Genomic DNA, 14908 nt, shown 5'->3' on the forward strand with positions numbered 1-14908 from the left:
GCTTATTCCTTGTCCTGGGCCAGCGCATTGACCGCTGCCGCGGCCATGGCCGAGCCGCCGCGGCGGCCATGCACCACGACGAAGGGCACGCGCCCGTCCTTGGACAGCGCTTCCTTCGATTCCGCCGCGCCGACGAAGCCGACGGGAATGCCGATCACGGCAGCAGGCTTCAGCGCGCCGGCATCGAGCATCTCGAGCAGGCGGAACAGCGAGGTCGGCGCATTGCCGATCACCACGATCGCGCCGGCCAGCCGGGGCTTCCAGAGCTCCATCGCGGCGGCGGAGCGGGTCGTGCCCATCTCAGCTGCCAGTGCCGGAACCTGCGGATCGTCGAGCGTGCAGAGAACCTCGTTACTCGCCGGCAGGCGGGCGCGCGTCACGCCGTTGGCGACCATCTTGGCATCGCACAGGATCGGCGCCCCGTTCCTGAGGGCCGTCTGCGCTACCTCGGCGAAACCAGCGGACATCTCGACGTCCCCGGGCAGGTCCGTCATGCCGCAGGCATGGATCATGCGCACGACGACGCGCTCGGCCGCGCCGCTGAAGCGGGAAAGATCGGCCTCGGCGCGGATGATGGCGAAGGAGCGCTCATAGATCGCCGCGCCGTCCTGAATGTAGTCGTATGCCTTGCTCAACCCTGCGATCCCGTCGAACGCGCGGCCTTCAGCCGGGCGTGAATATCCTGTCCGGGCTGCAATCGCGTGAGCAGCGCCGAAAGGTCAAGCGTCGCGATCGGCTTGTCCCGCGTCGTGCCGTTCAGAACGACATCGTAGCGCCCCGCTCGCCCGACCAGCGTGAGATCGGCAGCCGCCGGATGGGCGCAGGCCTTGACGCAGCCGGAGACATGCAGCGTCACGTCCTGCGCCAGCAGGCCGGCGGCGGTTTCGGCGAGCGCGGCCGCATCGGTCATGGTCGGCGCCTCGGCGCGCAAGCAGGCGGGGCTGCCGGCGCAGGCCTGCACCGAGAGGCGTGGATCGTCGTCGCTGGTGATCAGGCCGAGATCGTCCGCAAGCGATAGCAGGCTCTCGGCTTCAGCACGGCCGAGATTGCGGAAGGCGAGCCCGCGCCAGGGCGAAAGCCGGATCGCGGCCGCGCTCGTCTCGGTCCCAGCGGCGAGCCTGTCGAGCACCGCAGCATCGCAGCGGCCGAACGGCAGGCCGATGAGCGCGGCGTGTTGGGCACTTTCCAGAGCGAACAGTCCGGCGCGTCGGGGCGGCATCCGTGGCGTTGGAGCGGCCGTTTCGGGCAAGACGCTCAGGTTCGCCAAGCTTTCGGGGGAGAGGTCGCGCAGGCGGCGGATGCGATCAGGAGCGGCTTTGCGCAAGGCCGTGAAGCGGCGCAAAGCGATTTCGACCGCCGCAGCAGCTCCCGCCTCGGCGATCGGGCCGCGCCAGAGGCAGTCTCCGAGGCACAAGGCCGCTTGCCCGGCCGCGATACCGACGAGCCGGATGTCACAAGGAAACTTATCCAGCACCTGTGCGCCGCCATCGTCCACGACGACGGCGAGCTTGGCCGGCAGGCCGGGGATGGCGCGGGCACGCTGTTCGATCTGGGCGGCCAGAGCGACGGCGTCGATCAGGTCGGTCGGGTTCTGTCCGGCCAGCGGCGAGACCAGCGTCACGCGCTGCGGTCCGTCGCCCTCGTGCTCGTCGACGAGATGCTCTGCCAGCAGCCGCTCGACCAGTTTCGGATGAGTGTCGGGCGTCACGCCGCGGATCTGCAGATTGGCGCGGGCGGAGATTTCGATCAGCCCGTTGCCGTGTTCCACGGCCAGCGCCGCGATCCGCCGCAACTGCGCAGGCGCCAGCTGTGCACCGGGCGGATGCAGGCGCACCAGCCAGCCATCGCCGGTTTCCATCGGCTTCAGCGTGCTCGGGCACCAGCCGCGGCGCAAAGCTTCCTGGGGAAGGGCGCTCATTCCGCCGCTTCCCGCGCCAGGAAGGCGCCGACCGAGTTGCGCCGGCTGGTCCAGAGCCCGCGTCGCGCGGCATCAGTCAGACGCGAGCGGATGGAAGCCGCGGCCGGCGCATTGGCGGTTTCCAGCGCGGACCAGACCTGCGGATCGGCGCAATAAGCCTGGAACACGGCATCGAACAGCCCGTCCGCGACGGCGTCCGTGCTCGCTGCGAAGACGAAGAGGGTATCGACCGCCTCGGCCAGTTCCGCCGCGCCGCGCCAGCCATGGGCGAGCTGGGAGGCGATCCAGCGCGGATGCGTCAGGCGGCCATGGACGATGCGGGCGATATCCTCGGCCAGCGTGCGCGCCTTCGGAGCCTCCGGGTTCGCGCTGTCGAGGCTGTAGAGCGCGGGATCGGCGCCGAGCGCCTTGGCTGCCGCCGCGAGCCCGCCGATGACATCGGCGGCGCTGCTGGCTTCGAGGATATCGCGCCCGGCAGTGTCGCTGACATGGATGAAGGCGTCGGAGGCGCGGATACGGCCGGCGAAGCCGGCATCGGCCGTGCCTGCGCCTTCCGGCCCGCCATAGGCATGGTCCGAAGCCGCGAGATAGGCGGCGCCCAGTTCATCTCGCGCGGTCCAGTGGCCATCGAGCGCCCGGTCGGCCATGGCGGCGCCGTAGCGGCCGGGCGCGGCGCCGAAGATGCGCGCGCCATGCGCGCCACGGCGGCGGGCGGCGGCGGGCTCGTTCCAGTCGTCCGGCTCGCCCAGCGCAGCCACTGCCCGTGCCGCCTGGTCGATCAGGGCGATCTGCCCCGGAAACGTGTCCCGGAAGGTGCCGGAGATGCGCACGGTCACATCGAGGCGCGGGTAGGCGAGTTTCGGCTGCGGGATGATGCTGAAGCCGGTGACGCGGGTCGAGGCCTTGTCCCAGACGGGCTCGGCGCCCATCAGCGCGAGCGCATGCGCGATATCCTCGCCGCCCGAGCGCAGCGTCGGCGAGGCCCAGAGGTCCATCACGATCCGGCGGGGATAGTCGCCATGATCCTGCAGATGGCGCGAGACCACCGCCTGAGCCGCGAGCTTGCCCAGCCGGGCGGCGGCGCGCGTCGGGATCGCGCGCGGATCGAGCGTCGAGAGATTGCGTCCGGTCGGCAGCACGTCGGGTCGTCCGCGATGCGGTGCGCCAGCCGGGCCGGGGGCGACGAAGCGGCCAGCGAGCGCGGCGAGCAGGTTCTCGCGCTCGTTGCTGGCGGAACCCGGATCAATCTCGGACTGCCCAAATATGTGCAGGCCGTCGCGGAAGGGTAGTTCGGCGATATCGCAGAGATGGGCGTCGAGCCGCGTCAGCGCCTCGTTCATCTCGGTATCGGCGGCGACGCCGCAGGAGGCGGCGAGCCCGCTCGCTTCGGCCCGCGCCCGGATTTCGCCGGCGACGATATCGGCGCGGCGCGAGTCGAGCACCTGCGCCTGCGAGAATTCCTCGACGAGATCGCGCAGCAGGGCGGTCTCGCCGGCCGCTTCCGTCTCGGCCAGCGGCGGCGGCAGATGGCCGAGCGTGACGGCCGAGAGCCGCCGCTTGGCCGGCGCCGCTTCGCCGGGGTCATCCACGACATAGGGATAGATCACCGGCAGTCCGCCGACGGCTAAGCGCGGCCAGCAGCCCGCCGAGAGCGCCACGGCCTTGCCCGGCAGCCACTCCATGGTGCCATGCGTGCCGAGATGGATCAGCGCATCGACGGCCTCGGCCTCGCGCAATGCGAGATAGAAGGCGAGATAAGCATGGCCGGGCGGGGCGTCCGGATCGTGATAGCGCGCCTTGCGATCGGGCGTGGCGTCGCGCGCCGGCTGCAGGGCGACGGTGAGATGGCCATGGCGCACGGCGCGGAAATGGAAGGCGCCATCGCGGCAGGCCGGATCGGATTCCGGCGCTCCGTGGCTGGCGACAAGGGTTTCGCGGGCGGCGGCGGGGATCGTATCGAGCCAGTCGCGATAGGCAGCGAGCGAAATGCTCAGTGTGGTCGGGCCGGCCGTGAGCGAGGCCATCAGCAAGGCCCCCTCGTCTAAATTAACGCCGTCATCCCGGACAAGCCGCGTCAGCGGCGCCGATCCGGGATCCATGCCTGAACCTTCATCGGAGGCGCTCTGGAATGGATCCCGGGTCAAGCTCGGGATGACGCGGGAGGTGGTGGAGCCGACCTGATATCCCGCTCCCGCCAGCAATTCCCGGATCGCCGTCACACTGGCCGGCGTATCGAGCCCGACGGCAAACCCCGCCCGCCCGCCGCGCGCGGGATAATCCGACATCACCAGCGCCAGCCGGCACTCTGCCGCAGGCTTTCGCGCCAGCGCGATCCAGCCGGCCGCCAGATCGGCCAGCGCGGCAATGCCCGCCGCATCGGGCACCAGCCGGCGGGTGGAAAGCCCGGTCGCCGGATCGGTCTCTTCCGCCTTGAAGGCGACGGGAATGGCGCCGATGCGCCCGTCGAATTCCGGCAGCGCCACCTGCATGGCCAGATCGGCGGCCGAGAGCCCGCGCGGCGAAGCCTCCCAGGCCTCGCGCGGGCTGCCGACCGGCACCGCTTGCAGGATCGGGCAATCGGCGCCGTCGAGCACGAAAGCCGTGCCTTCGCGGGCGGAGAAGGCGGTGGTGGTGGCGATCAGGGCCGGTTTGCGCGTCGCGATCAATGCCGCGAGTTCGGCCGTGACGGCTGGGTCCTTCAGGCTGGTCAGCGCGAGGGGCAGAGGCGCGAGGTCGCGCGCGGCCAGCGCGGCGGCAACTGCCTCGCCCATGGCGGTGTCGCCGGAGGCGACGCCGGAGCGATACAACAGGACCGGGACGAGCGGCCGGTCGGGGGGCGAGGCAGCCAGTGCCTCGTGCCATGATAGCGGAGTGCCACCGCTTCCGAGCGCGAAGAAGGACGGTAGAGGGAGGGGCGTGAGGTCCGCGGTTTCAGCGGCTTGCGCCAGATAACCGTCTATCCGCCCCAGCAAGCGCCGCATGTTCTCGGCGCCGCCGCCGACCTGGAAATAGGCCAGCAGCTCGCCTGCGAACGCCGCCGGCACCGTCGCGTGTTCGCCCAGCCTTGGATCGTCGCGCTCGTCGCCGGGCAGGATCGCGAGCGGGATGCCATGTTCGCGGCAGGCGAGGCCGAGCTGCTCGATGCCGTAGCGCCAGTAGTCCAGTCCGCCGAGGCAGCGCAGCAGCACGAAGCGGCATTGCGCGGCCGTCTTCTCGATCAGGAAATCGACCGAGAGCGGGTGCTTCAGGCGTCGGAGCGGCGCGAGCCGCACCGACAGGCTGCTGTCGGTTGCCGCCACCGCCAGCGCCGAAAGGTCGCTGTCGGTGAAGGACAGGACGAGCACGTCTTCCCGCGGCAGGGCGAGATCGACGGCGTCCTCGCCATCGTCGAGCCTGATCTCGCTGGTCGGGAGAAGATGCATCGCGCCAGTTTACGCCCCCGCGAGAGCCGCTTCCACGGCCTTCAGGTCGAAGCCCTTGAGACCGATCACGGTGAGGCGTCCCTCACGGGCCTCGTCGGCGCCCCAGGCCCGGTCGAAATGATGCCCGACGCGCCGGCCGACGCCCTGCACGACGAGCCGCATCGGCTTGCCCGGCACGGCGGTGAAGCCCTTGAGCCGCAGCACGCCCTCGGCCTCGGCCGCCTTGGCGACGCGCGCCGTGAGCTCTTCCGGCGTGAGACCGGCCGGCAGCGGCACCGCGACCGAGTCGAAATCGTCATGGTCGTGATCGTGCTCGCCCTCGCCGTGATGCGACGGGCGGGCGGCGAGGTCGCTTTCGGCGGCGGCGCCGAGGCCGACGATCAGCGCCGGCTCGACCTTGCCATGGGCGGTCTCGACGATCTTGATCGCCTTCGGCAGATGCTCGGCGATCTCGGCCTTGACCCGCGCGCGGCCCGCCTCGTCGACGAGGTCGCTCTTGTTGAGCAGGATCAGGTCCGCGCAGAGGATCTGGTCCTCGAACACCTCCTCCAGCGGGTTGTCGTGCTCGACGGAAGCGTCGGCCGCCTTCTGGGCGGCAAGCGCCTCGGGATCATCCGCGAACTGGCCCTCGGCCACGGCCGGGCCGTCGACCACGGCGATGACGCCGTCGACAGTGACGCGCGAACGGATCGCCGGCCAGTTGAAGGCGGTGACGAGGGGCTTCGGCAGAGCGAGGCCGGAGGTCTCGATCAGGATATGCTCGGGCGGATTGGGCCGGTTGAGCAGCTTCTCAAGCGCCGGCACGAAATCATCGGCGACGGTACAGCAGATGCAGCCATTCGGCAGCTCGACCACGTCCTCGTCGCTGCATCCGGCGATGCCGCAGCCCTTCAGGAACTCGCCGTCGAAGCCGAGATCGCCGAATTCGTTGACGAGCACGGCGAGCTTCTTGCCCTGCGCATTCTCGAGGAGGTGACGTACCAGCGTCGTCTTACCGGCGCCGAGGAAGCCGGTGATGATGGTGCAAGGCGTCTTGCTAAGTGACGTCTTGCCCAGGTTCGCGGTCTGCGGAGCGTTCATGATGTCATCCTTGCTGGCGCGCCGGCAAAGGCGGCACGCGCGCGACCACGCCCTTGCGGAAGGACTGCGGCCGCTCTTTCCAGGGAACGATGCCGTTGGCGCTGGCGGCATAGGCCTCCGCGGCGCCGACGATCTCGTCGAGATGGGTGTCGGTGTCGAGATCGCCGATCAGATAGGTCCATTTGCCATCGGCGCTGAGCGCGATGGTGCAGGGCCGCTTGCAGACGGCGAGGCATTCGACGGGCAGCACGGGGATCGTGCTGCCCTTGGCTGCAAGCTGCGCGGCGAGCCGCTCGGCCAGCGCCAGTCCGGGTTGGTCGTAACCCTCCGGGAGATCGGCGCGGGCACGGCGGCAGGCCGTGCAGACATGGATGGTGAGGTCGCCCTCGGACATTGGCTTGCCTTCAGGCTTCGGCGGCCCGGCGGCTCGCCCGGGGCCAGAGCACGCCGGCCATGAAGGCGGTCACGAGCCAGAGCGCGGCCTGGATGCCGAGCGAGAGCGACGCGAAATGCGCGGCGACCTCGGCCGGCACCTTGCTCTCCGGCGCGGCCGGATGCGGGGCGCCGACGACATGCGGCAGCAGGATCAGGACGACCGCCACGAGCTTGAGCCAGGGCTGCTCGAAGCGCAGGAACAGGAAGAGCCCGGCCGCGGTGGCGACGGCGGTCCACAGCCACCAGAGCTGGCGCTGCTCCAGTGCGGCGGAAGCCGCACCCGGCAGTTCCGGCGCGAGCCCCATGGCAGGCGCGAGCCCGAGCGCGAGAAAACCGCAGGCCCCCCAGACGAGGGCGCTGCGCTGGTCGATCGTATCGCCGGCTGCGATCATGCCCGCCAGCAGCAGCGCCGCGAAGCCGATCGCCGTCGCGATCGTCACCGCGCTGGTGAGGAGCGTGCGCTGGAGGCCGTCCTGGGGCTTCCACTCGGCATGGTCGTGGCCGGGTGCGTCGCCGGCAGGGCCATGCGCGAGGATGATTTTCGCCTCGCCGTCGAAGGCGGCGAGCGTCGGAGCCTGCAGGCGCAGCGCCGCCTCATAGGTCTCGGCCTTGAGGATGAGCGGGGTGGTGGTGACATGCTGCAGGGCGGCGACGATCAAGCCAGCCAGAAGCCCGGCCAGGATGCTGACCGTGAGAACACGCGTGACCATGGATGCTTTCCCTCAGTGGCAGGGAAAGGCGAGGCCGTGACGGGTGTCGTGCGCGGCGTTGTGGACATTGGTCGAGGCCGCGAAGCCGGTCGTGTAGATCAGCGCGACGCCGATCACGAGCGCGGCGGCGACCGCCTTGACGCGTTCCGAAACGCTGAGCGTGGGTGTGGAAACCGAAGCGGTGTTCATAGGCGTTCTCCGTGGCCGCCCCGCCGGCAGCCGGTTGGATCTCTGCGGGTCGACGGCAGGTCTCCTGGCTCGCGGATTTGGCGCCCTGTGCCGCCTTCCCGGAGCTTGCGCTCCAGTGGCCGATGGCGAAGGACATCCGCTTACAGTTGCGGGGGCAGCCGCGGTCTCGCACCGCGTTCCCTTTTCACCTCCTCGCGGAGGCACCGTCACGGATCATCATTAGCCATCGCCGTGTTGCTGTGCAATGCAATGCGCGATCTTCTTCTTCGTGAGCCCTCATCCTGAGGAGCCGCGTCAGCGGCGTCTCGAAGGATGCTCCAGTTCCCTCCAGAGCCTCCTGGATCATCCTTCGAGACGGCCCTTCGGGCCTCCTCAGGATGAGGGCTCAGGAAACACAGTGATGCGATGCCGAACGACATTTCCCATCTCACCCTCGTCCTCGGCGGCGCCCGCTCCGGCAAGAGCCGCCATGCCGAGGCGCTGATCGAGGCGCTGCCGGCACCCTGGGCCTATATCGCGACGGCGCAGGCCTATGACGACGAGATGCGGGAGCGCATCGCCGAGCACCGCGCCCGCCGGCCGGCCGGCTGGCAGACGGTCGATGCGCCGCTCGATCTGGCCGGCGCGATTGCCGCCCAGCCGGCGGGCCGGCCGATCCTGGTCGATTGCCTGACGCTCTGGCTCACCAATCTGATCCTGGCGGAACGCGATACCGCTGCCGCCCGCGAGGGCCTGATCGCCGCCTGCGAGCGTGTCTCCGCGCCGCTCGTGCTGGTCGGCAACGAGGTCGGCCTTGGCATCGTGCCGGAGAACGCGCTGGCCCGCCGCTTCCGCGACGAGGCCGGGCGATTGCATCAGGCGCTTGCGGCGCGTGCGGCCAGCGTGGTCTTCATGGTCGCCGGATTGCCGATGCGAGTGAAGTGATGATCGACACTGAAGATGCCGCCCGCCACAAGGCCAAGATGGAGAAGCGCAAGGCGGTGCAGGACGCCGAAGTCGCCTCCAAGACGCTCGAAAAGGGCCTGCTGATCGTCAATACCGGCCCCGGCAAGGGCAAGTCGACGGCGGCCTTCGGGCTGATCCTGCGCGCGCTCGGCCATGGCTGGCGCATCGGCGTGGTGCAGTTCATCAAGGGCGCCTGGTCGACCGGCGAGCGCAAGGCATTGGAGGCCTTCGGCGATCAGGTCTCGTGGCACAGCATGGGCGAAGGCTTCACCTGGGAGACGCAGGACAAGACCCGCGACATCGCCGCCGCCGGGCGCGCCTTCGCCAAGGCGCAGGAGTTGATGGCCGATCCGGAGATCAGCCTGCTGGTGCTGGACGAGCTCAACATCGCCCTGCGCTACGACTATCTGCCGCTCGCCGAGGTCGTCGCGACGCTGGTCGCCCGCCGGCCCGACCTGCACGTCGTCGTCACCGGCCGCAACGCCAAGCCGGAATTGATCGAAGCCGCCGATCTCGTCACCGAGATGACGCTGGTGAAGCACCATTTCACGGCAGGCGTGAAGGCGCAGCAGGGCATCGAGTTCTGAAAGCCCGCTCTGTGCCTCGGTGGCATTGGGTCATCCCGGACGCAGCGAAGCGGAGATCCGGGATCCATTCCGGAACCTGCACGAAAGGCGTTCCGGCATAGATGCCGGGTCAAGCCCGGGACGACCAAGTATGGGCCAGCACCCCTCCCGTTGCGATACGCCATCCTCGATGTGGAGCGATCACCTCGACCGACTCATCCACTTGACGATAATCGACCCGGTCTTCAAATTGAATCTGAATTCAAATTCAATTTGAGAGTGTCCATGACCGGTACGCAACCGAGACAACCCCGCAAGGCCGGCAAGCGCGAAGCGATCCTTGCCGCGGCGCGTGGCATCGTCGCGGAGGTCGGCTTCCACGAAACCTCGATCGCTACGGTCGCTGCCGCCAGCGGCGTCTCGACCGGCAGTGTCTATTCGTATTTCGCCTCGAAGGCCGAGTTGATGGCCGAGATCGCCGCGGCCGTGTCGTCGCGCGAGTTGGCCGTGCTGCGCGAGATCGCCGCGAGCGACGCGCCCGTCACTGAGCGTTTGACCGCTGCGGTCGAGGCTTTCGCTCGCCGTGCCTTCGCCAATCGCCGCCTCGCCTGGTCGATGATCGCGGAGCCCGCCGACCCGGCCGTCGACGCGACGCGGCTCGACTATCGTCGCGAGATCGCCGGCATTTTTCGCGCGCTGGTCGTCGAAGGTGAAGGGCAGGGCGCGTTCCGCGCGGTCGATCCCGATGCCGCCGCAGCGATGATCGTCGGCGGCTTCATGGAGGCGCTGATCGGCCCGCTCTCGCCGGACCGCCCGATCACACCCGAGCGTGGCCGCGAGATCGCGACGGCGCTGGCCGATCTCTCCCTTGCCGCGCTGATTTCCCGAGAAGGACAGGCCGCATGACCACGCTCGATGCCTACGGCTACGATACCCATGAAGTGCTGAACCAGGCGCCGGCACTGGCGGATTACGACGCCTTCGCCGCCGATCCGGCGCTCGGGTCGATCCTCGATGCTTTCGGTGCCGGCTGGTTCCGTGAGCAGGCGAGCGTGGTCGGCGGCCATGTCGGGTCGAAAGCGGTGCAGGACTTGGCCCGGCAGGCCAATCGCAGCCTGCCGGAACTGCGCACGCATGACCGCTGGGGCCGGCGCGTCGACCAGATCGAGTTCCATCCCGCCTGGCACGAGTTGATGGGGCTCGCCATGCGCGACGAGTTCCATTCGCTGTGCTGGACGAAACCGCGCCCCGGTGCGCAGGCGGCGCGCGCGGCGGTCTCCTATCTCTGGAACCAGGGCGAGAACGGCATCTGCTGCCCGCTCGGCATGACCTATTCGGCTATTCCCGTCCTGCAGCGCGACCCTGCGCGTTGGGCCGAGTTCGGCCGGCTGATCACCTCCAGCGACTATGACGGGCGCCCGCTGCCGGCGTCGCAGAAGCGCGGCGGCACGGTCGGTATGGCGATGACCGAGAAGCAGGGCGGCTCCGACCTGCGCCAGACCCAGACGGTGGCGACGCGCAATGCCGACGGCACCTATTCCCTCACCGGCCATAAATGGTTCTTCTCCGTCCCGCATTCCGACGTGTTCCTGACGCTGGCGCGCACGGAAGAGGGCGTCTCCTGCTTCGTCGTGCCGGGCTGGCTGCCGGACGGGTCGCGCAACCGCCTGCAGATCCAGCGGCTCAAGGACAAGTGCGGCAACAAGTCGAATGCCTCGTCAGAGGTCGAATTCCGCGGCGTGATCGCGCATCTCATCGGCGAGCCCGGCCACGGCATCCGCGCCGGGCTGGAGATGAACCATTACACGCGGCTCGATTTCGCCGTCGGCTCGGCCGGGTTGATGCGCCATGCGGTGGCGCAGGCCGCGCATCACACCGCGCATCGCCGCGCCTTCCAGAAGGTGCTGATCGACCAGCCGATCATGACGAATGTCGTCGCCGATCTCGCAATCGAGGTCGAGGCCTCCGCCTGGCTCGCCTTCCGCTTCGTCCATGCGCTCGATCGGGAGAGCGGGAGCGAAGCCGAGAAGCTGATCGGCCGCATCGGAGCGCCGATTGCGAAATACTGGAACTGCAAGCGCGCGACGCCGGTCGTGGTCGAGGCGCTGGAATGCCATGGCGGCAACGGCTTCATCGAGGACCATCTGATGGCGCGGCTCTATCGCGAGGCGCCGCTCAACGGCATCTGGGAGGGCACGGGCAATGTCGTCTGCCTCGACGTGCTCCGCTCGATCCGCCGCTATCCCGATTGCGTGCCGGCCCTGCTCGACGAGTTGCGCGCCGCCCGCGGCAGCGATCCGCGCTACGACGCCTTCCTGGCCGGGCTGGAGACCGATCTGGTCGATGTGCTCAGGCAGGAACATCTGGCGCGGCGCTTCGTCGAGCGGATGGCGCTGGGCTTGTCGGCCTCGCTGCTGATCCGCAACGCGCCGCACGCGGTCGCCGATGCCTATGTCGCCTCGCGCTTGGCCGGCGGCTGGTCCGGCCATTTCGGCTCCCTGCCGCAGGGCGTCGATCTGCAGGCGATCGCGCGGCGGGCCGTGCCGGTGCCGAACTGAGGCTCTAGAGCAGGGCCACGGCCGCCAATAGCGCGGCGAGAACCCAGAGCAGGCCGCAGGAGCGCTTGTAGAGCGTGAGCGCCCGGCGAATATCGGCGGCATTCGCCCCCGCCCGGCCTTCGCCCATCCAATGGTCCTCGATGCGGGTCTCGCCATAGACGCGCGGCCCGGCGAGCCTGAGGCCCAGCGCTCCGGCCATGGCGGCTTCCGGCCAGCCGGCATTGGGCGAGCGGTGCTGGCCGGCATCGCGCCGCAACGCCCGCCAGGCACCGGCAGCATCGGCATTGCGGTCTAGCATGCCCGAGACGATCAGCAGCAACGCCGTCAGTCGCGAGGCCGGCAGGTTGACGAGATCGTCGAGCCGCGCCGCCGCCCAGCCGAAGGCGAGATGGCGCGGCGTGCGGTGGCCGATCATCGAATCGGCGGTGTTGATCGCCTTGTAGGCGGCGATGCCCGGCAATCCGCCGACCCCGAGCCAGAAGGCCGGTGCGATGATGCCGTCCGAGAAATTCTCGGCGAGGCTCTCGATCGCCGCGCGCGACACGCCGGCTTCGTCCAGCGTCTGCGGATTGCGCCCGACGATCATCGAGACGGCGCGGCGCCCCCCCTCAAGCCCGTCGCGCTCCAATCCCTCGGCGACGCGGGCGACGTGCTCGTAAAGGCTGCGCTGGGCGATCAGGGTGGAGGCGATGGGTGCGAGCGGGATCAGGCCGAGGAGGCCGAAGGAAAGGCAAAGCCGCTGGATCAGCATCGACAGGGTGGTTGTGATGGCAAGCAGCAGCACGAGCGCCAGCACACCCATCGCCTTGCGCGCTGGGAAGGAAGCCGCCTCCCGGTTCAGGCCCCGGTCGAGCCAGCCGATCAGCCAGCCGATCCAGGTGACGGGATGGCCGATTGCGGCATAGAAGCGCTGGGGATAGCCGAATGCCGCCTCGATGGTCAGCGCGAGCACGAGCAGAGGCAGGCTGGCGGAGAGGTTCATGCGGGGGCGCGGGCAGGATCGTGGCTGAGGACGGTATCTGGCATGGCGGCGATCTCGCCACGGCCCGCGCGCTCTTTCCGGAGGCGCCGCAGCCCTGGGTCGATCTCTCCACCGGGATCAATCCGATCCCCTATCCGCTTCCGGCGCTGCCGTTAAGCCTCTGGACGCGCCTGCCCGGCGCCGATGACGAAGCCGCGCTGATCGCGGCTGCGCGCGAGGCCTATCGCGTCCCGGCTCACGCAGAGATCGTAGCGGCGCCCGGCACGCAGATTCTGATCGAATTGCTGCCGCGCCTCGCGCCAGCCGGCCCGGTCGCGATTCTGGGTCCCACCTATGCCGAGCACGGCCATGCCTGGCGCAAGGCTGGCTACGCCGTCGCCGAAACCGCGACGCCAGCGGAGGCGGCCGCGACCATCGTCGTGGTCAATCCGAACAATCCGGACGGGCGCGTGCTGTCGCAGGCCAAGCTTGCCAGCCTCGCCGCGCGTTGCACCGCCTGCGGCGGCCTGCTCGTCGTCGACGAGGCCTTCGCCGATTTCACGCCGGAGGCCAGCATCGTGCCGGACTTGCCTGATGGCACGGTCGTGCTGCGCTCCTTCGGCAAGACCTATGGCCTCGCCGGCCTGCGGCTCGGCTTCGCCATCGGCGCGCCCGAGCCGATGGCGCGACTCAAGGCGGCACTCGGTCCGTGGTCGGTCGCCGGCCCCGCGCTCCATGTCGGTGCGATGGCGCTGGCCGATGCCGGTTGGCTCGCGCAAACCGGCGCGCAGCGTGCCCGCGATGCCGCCCGCCTCGACGCCCTGCTGGCGCCGCATGGCCGGCTCGTCGGCGGCACGGCCCTGTTCCGCTTGCTCGAAACGCCGAAAGCGGCAGCGCTCTTCGCAAGGTTCGGCCGGAACGGCATCTATGTCCGCCGCTTCCAGAACGCGCCGGATCGTCTGCGCTTCGGTCTGCCGGGCGATGAGGCCGAATGGTCGCGCCTGCGCACTGCGCTTACCCTCGATGCCCCGGAAGCATCGCCGCCAGCGTGAAGCTTGCATGCGGCGGATGCGGGGACAGGAGCCGGCGGGCCGGCTAACGTCCCTCGAATAAGGATTCGGGGAGAGAAGACGCATGGCATTCCTGCCGCCGGAAGGCGACCTGACGATCGGCTTCGCTCACGCTGCCTATCAGCTCCGCGACGAGTTCCTGACGCGTGGCCGTGCCGCTGGGAGTTTCGAGGTCCGTAGCCTCGACGAATTGCGCGAGCGTGCGCCGGAAGCCGATGTGCTCGTCGTGTCCGGCCTGTGGCGCAACGATCTGCTGCCGCGCCTGCCGAAGCTGCGCTTCATCCAGTCGATCAGCGCCGGCACGGACCAGTTCGACAAGCCGGCGATCGGTGCGGCCGGCGTCCGTCTCGCCAGCGCCCAGGGCGGCAATGAGCGGGCCGTGGCCGAGCATGCGATGTCGCTGATCCTGGCGCTGACCCGCCAGATCCATTTCACGCGGGACAATCAGGTAAAGCAGGTCTGGCGGCCGATGATCGGCGACCGTGCGTTGCGCGAGGATGAGCTCGGTGGCAAGACGCTGGTCATCGTCGGGCTCGGCCGCATCGGCCTCAGGCTCGCAAAGCTCGCGAGCGCCTTCGACATGCGCGTTGTCGGCGTGCGCCGCAGTACCGAGCCGCAGCCGCATGTCGAGGCGGTCGTCCATCCGGACAAGCTCGCCGAGACGGTGGCCGGGGCCGATTTCGTCGCCTTGACCTGCCCGCTGACGCCCGAGACGGAAGGGCTGATCGATGCCCGCATCCTCGGCGCGATGAAGCCGTCCGCCTTCCTGATCAACGTCGCGCGCGGCCGCGTCGTCGATGAGATGGCCCTGCTTGATGCGCTCGGCAACAGCAGCATCGCCGGTGCCGGTCTCGATTGCTTCCACGAGGAGCCCTTGCCGCCGATCTCGCCGTTCTGGCGCATGCCGCAGGTCATCGTCACCCCGCATAGCGCCGGCGAGACCCGCGCCTACGAAGGCAATGTCGTCGATATCCTCCTCGACAATCTGGACCGGCTGGCGCGCGGCGAGGCAAGCCTGCGCAACCAGATCGTCTGAGCGGGAGCGAGAGGGAGG

At 69.4% G+C, this 14908-nt stretch carries 14 protein-coding genes and 1 riboswitch; of the genes, 6 read left to right on the top strand and 8 right to left on the bottom strand.

The genetic code is table 11. The features are described from left to right. Window positions 1–2: 2 nt before the first annotated feature. From WFK61_RS20880 to WFK61_RS20910, 7 genes are read right to left on the bottom strand one after another with little or no spacing between them, the layout of a single operon-like run. Window positions 3–635 (bottom strand): precorrin-8X methylmutase, encoded by a 633-nt coding sequence (locus WFK61_RS20880; RefSeq protein WP_336813998.1) that lies wholly within the window; start codon window positions 633–635, stop codon window positions 3–5. Beyond that, on the bottom strand, window positions 632–1918 hold the full coding sequence (gene cobG, locus WFK61_RS20885; RefSeq protein ID WP_336813999.1) for a precorrin-3B synthase: 1287 nt from the start codon (window positions 1916–1918) through the stop codon (window positions 632–634). The genes WFK61_RS20880 and cobG overlap by 4 nt, the downstream gene beginning before the upstream one ends. Next, window positions 1915–5340, bottom strand: a complete 3426-nt coding sequence (gene cobN / locus WFK61_RS20890) for a cobaltochelatase subunit CobN (protein WP_336814000.1) — start codon at window positions 5338–5340, stop codon at window positions 1915–1917. The genes cobG and cobN overlap by 4 nt, the downstream gene beginning before the upstream one ends. Before the next feature lie 9 nt (window positions 5341–5349). Then, entirely contained in the window at window positions 5350–6420 is a 1071-nt protein-coding gene (gene cobW, locus WFK61_RS20895) for a cobalamin biosynthesis protein CobW (RefSeq protein WP_336814001.1), read from the bottom strand. Between the two features lie 4 nt (window positions 6421–6424). Beyond that, window positions 6425–6814, bottom strand: coding sequence for a DUF1636 domain-containing protein (locus WFK61_RS20900; protein WP_336814002.1), 390 nt, complete (start codon window positions 6812–6814; stop codon window positions 6425–6427). A 10-nt stretch (window positions 6815–6824) separates the two neighbouring features. After that, the gene (locus WFK61_RS20905; RefSeq protein WP_336814003.1) at window positions 6825–7565 is read right to left on the bottom strand and encodes a CbtA family protein; all 741 of its coding nucleotides are present in this window, start codon (window positions 7563–7565) and stop codon (window positions 6825–6827) included. A 12-nt stretch (window positions 7566–7577) separates the two neighbouring features. Beyond that, window positions 7578–7754, bottom strand: a complete 177-nt coding sequence (locus tag WFK61_RS20910) for a CbtB domain-containing protein (protein WP_257734273.1) — start codon at window positions 7752–7754, stop codon at window positions 7578–7580. Between the two features lie 37 nt (window positions 7755–7791). Beyond that, a riboswitch (cobalamin riboswitch) is annotated at window positions 7792–7977 on the bottom strand. 182 nt (window positions 7978–8159) lie between these two features. Here WFK61_RS20910 and cobU point away from each other — a divergent pair. From cobU to WFK61_RS20930, 4 genes are all read left to right on the top strand, one after another. Then, a complete protein-coding gene (cobU, locus tag WFK61_RS20915) occupies window positions 8160–8678 on the top strand; it encodes a bifunctional adenosylcobinamide kinase/adenosylcobinamide-phosphate guanylyltransferase (protein WP_336814004.1) in 519 nt (172 codons plus the stop codon). Beyond that, window positions 8678–9286 carry a cob(I)yrinic acid a,c-diamide adenosyltransferase gene (cobO, locus tag WFK61_RS20920; RefSeq protein WP_336814005.1) on the top strand — a complete coding sequence of 203 codons (609 nt, stop codon included), beginning with the start codon at window positions 8678–8680 and terminating at the stop codon, window positions 9284–9286. The genes cobU and cobO overlap by 1 nt, the downstream gene beginning before the upstream one ends. 264 nt (window positions 9287–9550) lie before the next feature. Beyond that, a complete protein-coding gene (locus tag WFK61_RS20925; RefSeq protein ID WP_336814006.1) occupies window positions 9551–10171 on the top strand; it encodes a TetR/AcrR family transcriptional regulator in 621 nt (206 codons plus the stop codon). Beyond that, the gene (locus tag WFK61_RS20930; RefSeq protein WP_336814007.1) at window positions 10168–11823 is read left to right on the top strand and encodes an acyl-CoA dehydrogenase family protein; all 1656 of its coding nucleotides are present in this window, start codon (window positions 10168–10170) and stop codon (window positions 11821–11823) included. The genes WFK61_RS20925 and WFK61_RS20930 overlap by 4 nt, the downstream gene beginning before the upstream one ends. A 4-nt stretch (window positions 11824–11827) precedes the next feature. On the opposite strand, the gene cbiB is transcribed toward WFK61_RS20930, so the two are convergent. After that, window positions 11828–12805 (bottom strand): adenosylcobinamide-phosphate synthase CbiB, encoded by a 978-nt coding sequence (gene cbiB, locus WFK61_RS20935; protein WP_336814008.1) that lies wholly within the window; start codon window positions 12803–12805, stop codon window positions 11828–11830. A gap of 17 nt (window positions 12806–12822) precedes the next feature. Between cbiB and cobD the strand changes: the two genes are divergently transcribed. Then, window positions 12823–13836 carry a threonine-phosphate decarboxylase CobD gene (cobD, locus tag WFK61_RS20940; RefSeq protein ID WP_336814086.1) on the top strand — a complete coding sequence of 338 codons (1014 nt, stop codon included), beginning with the start codon at window positions 12823–12825 and terminating at the stop codon, window positions 13834–13836. Between the two features lie 82 nt (window positions 13837–13918). After that, window positions 13919–14890, top strand: a complete 972-nt coding sequence (locus WFK61_RS20945) for a D-2-hydroxyacid dehydrogenase (protein WP_336814009.1) — start codon at window positions 13919–13921, stop codon at window positions 14888–14890. The last annotated feature ends 18 nt before the right edge of the window (window positions 14891–14908 follow it).

Source organism: Allobosea sp. MMO-172, from assembly GCF_037147855.1.
Lineage (GTDB): Bacteria > Pseudomonadota > Alphaproteobacteria > Rhizobiales > Beijerinckiaceae > Allobosea.

Excerpts from the sequence above, each read along its gene's own strand:
- cobG (WP_336813999.1), bottom strand. The coding sequence starts at position 1,918 with ATGAGCGCCCTTCCCCAGGAAGCTTTGCGCCGCGGCTGGTGCCCGAGC.
- cobN (WP_336814000.1), bottom strand. The coding sequence starts at position 5,340 with ATGCATCTTCTCCCGACCAGCGAGATCAGGCTCGACGATGGCGAGGAC.
- cobW (WP_336814001.1), bottom strand. The coding sequence starts at position 6,420 with ATGAACGCTCCGCAGACCGCGAACCTGGGCAAGACGTCACTTAGCAAG.
- WFK61_RS20900 (WP_336814002.1), bottom strand. The coding sequence starts at position 6,814 with ATGTCCGAGGGCGACCTCACCATCCATGTCTGCACGGCCTGCCGCCGT.
- WFK61_RS20905 (WP_336814003.1), bottom strand. The coding sequence starts at position 7,565 with ATGGTCACGCGTGTTCTCACGGTCAGCATCCTGGCCGGGCTTCTGGCT.
- WFK61_RS20910 (WP_257734273.1), bottom strand. The coding sequence starts at position 7,754 with ATGAACACCGCTTCGGTTTCCACACCCACGCTCAGCGTTTCGGAACGC.
- cobU (WP_336814004.1), top strand. The coding sequence starts at position 8,160 with ATGCCGAACGACATTTCCCATCTCACCCTCGTCCTCGGCGGCGCCCGC.
- cobO (WP_336814005.1), top strand. The coding sequence starts at position 8,678 with ATGATCGACACTGAAGATGCCGCCCGCCACAAGGCCAAGATGGAGAAG.
- WFK61_RS20925 (WP_336814006.1), top strand. The coding sequence starts at position 9,551 with ATGACCGGTACGCAACCGAGACAACCCCGCAAGGCCGGCAAGCGCGAA.
- WFK61_RS20930 (WP_336814007.1), top strand. The coding sequence starts at position 10,168 with ATGACCACGCTCGATGCCTACGGCTACGATACCCATGAAGTGCTGAAC.
- cbiB (WP_336814008.1), bottom strand. The coding sequence starts at position 12,805 with ATGAACCTCTCCGCCAGCCTGCCTCTGCTCGTGCTCGCGCTGACCATC.
- WFK61_RS20945 (WP_336814009.1), top strand. The coding sequence starts at position 13,919 with ATGGCATTCCTGCCGCCGGAAGGCGACCTGACGATCGGCTTCGCTCAC.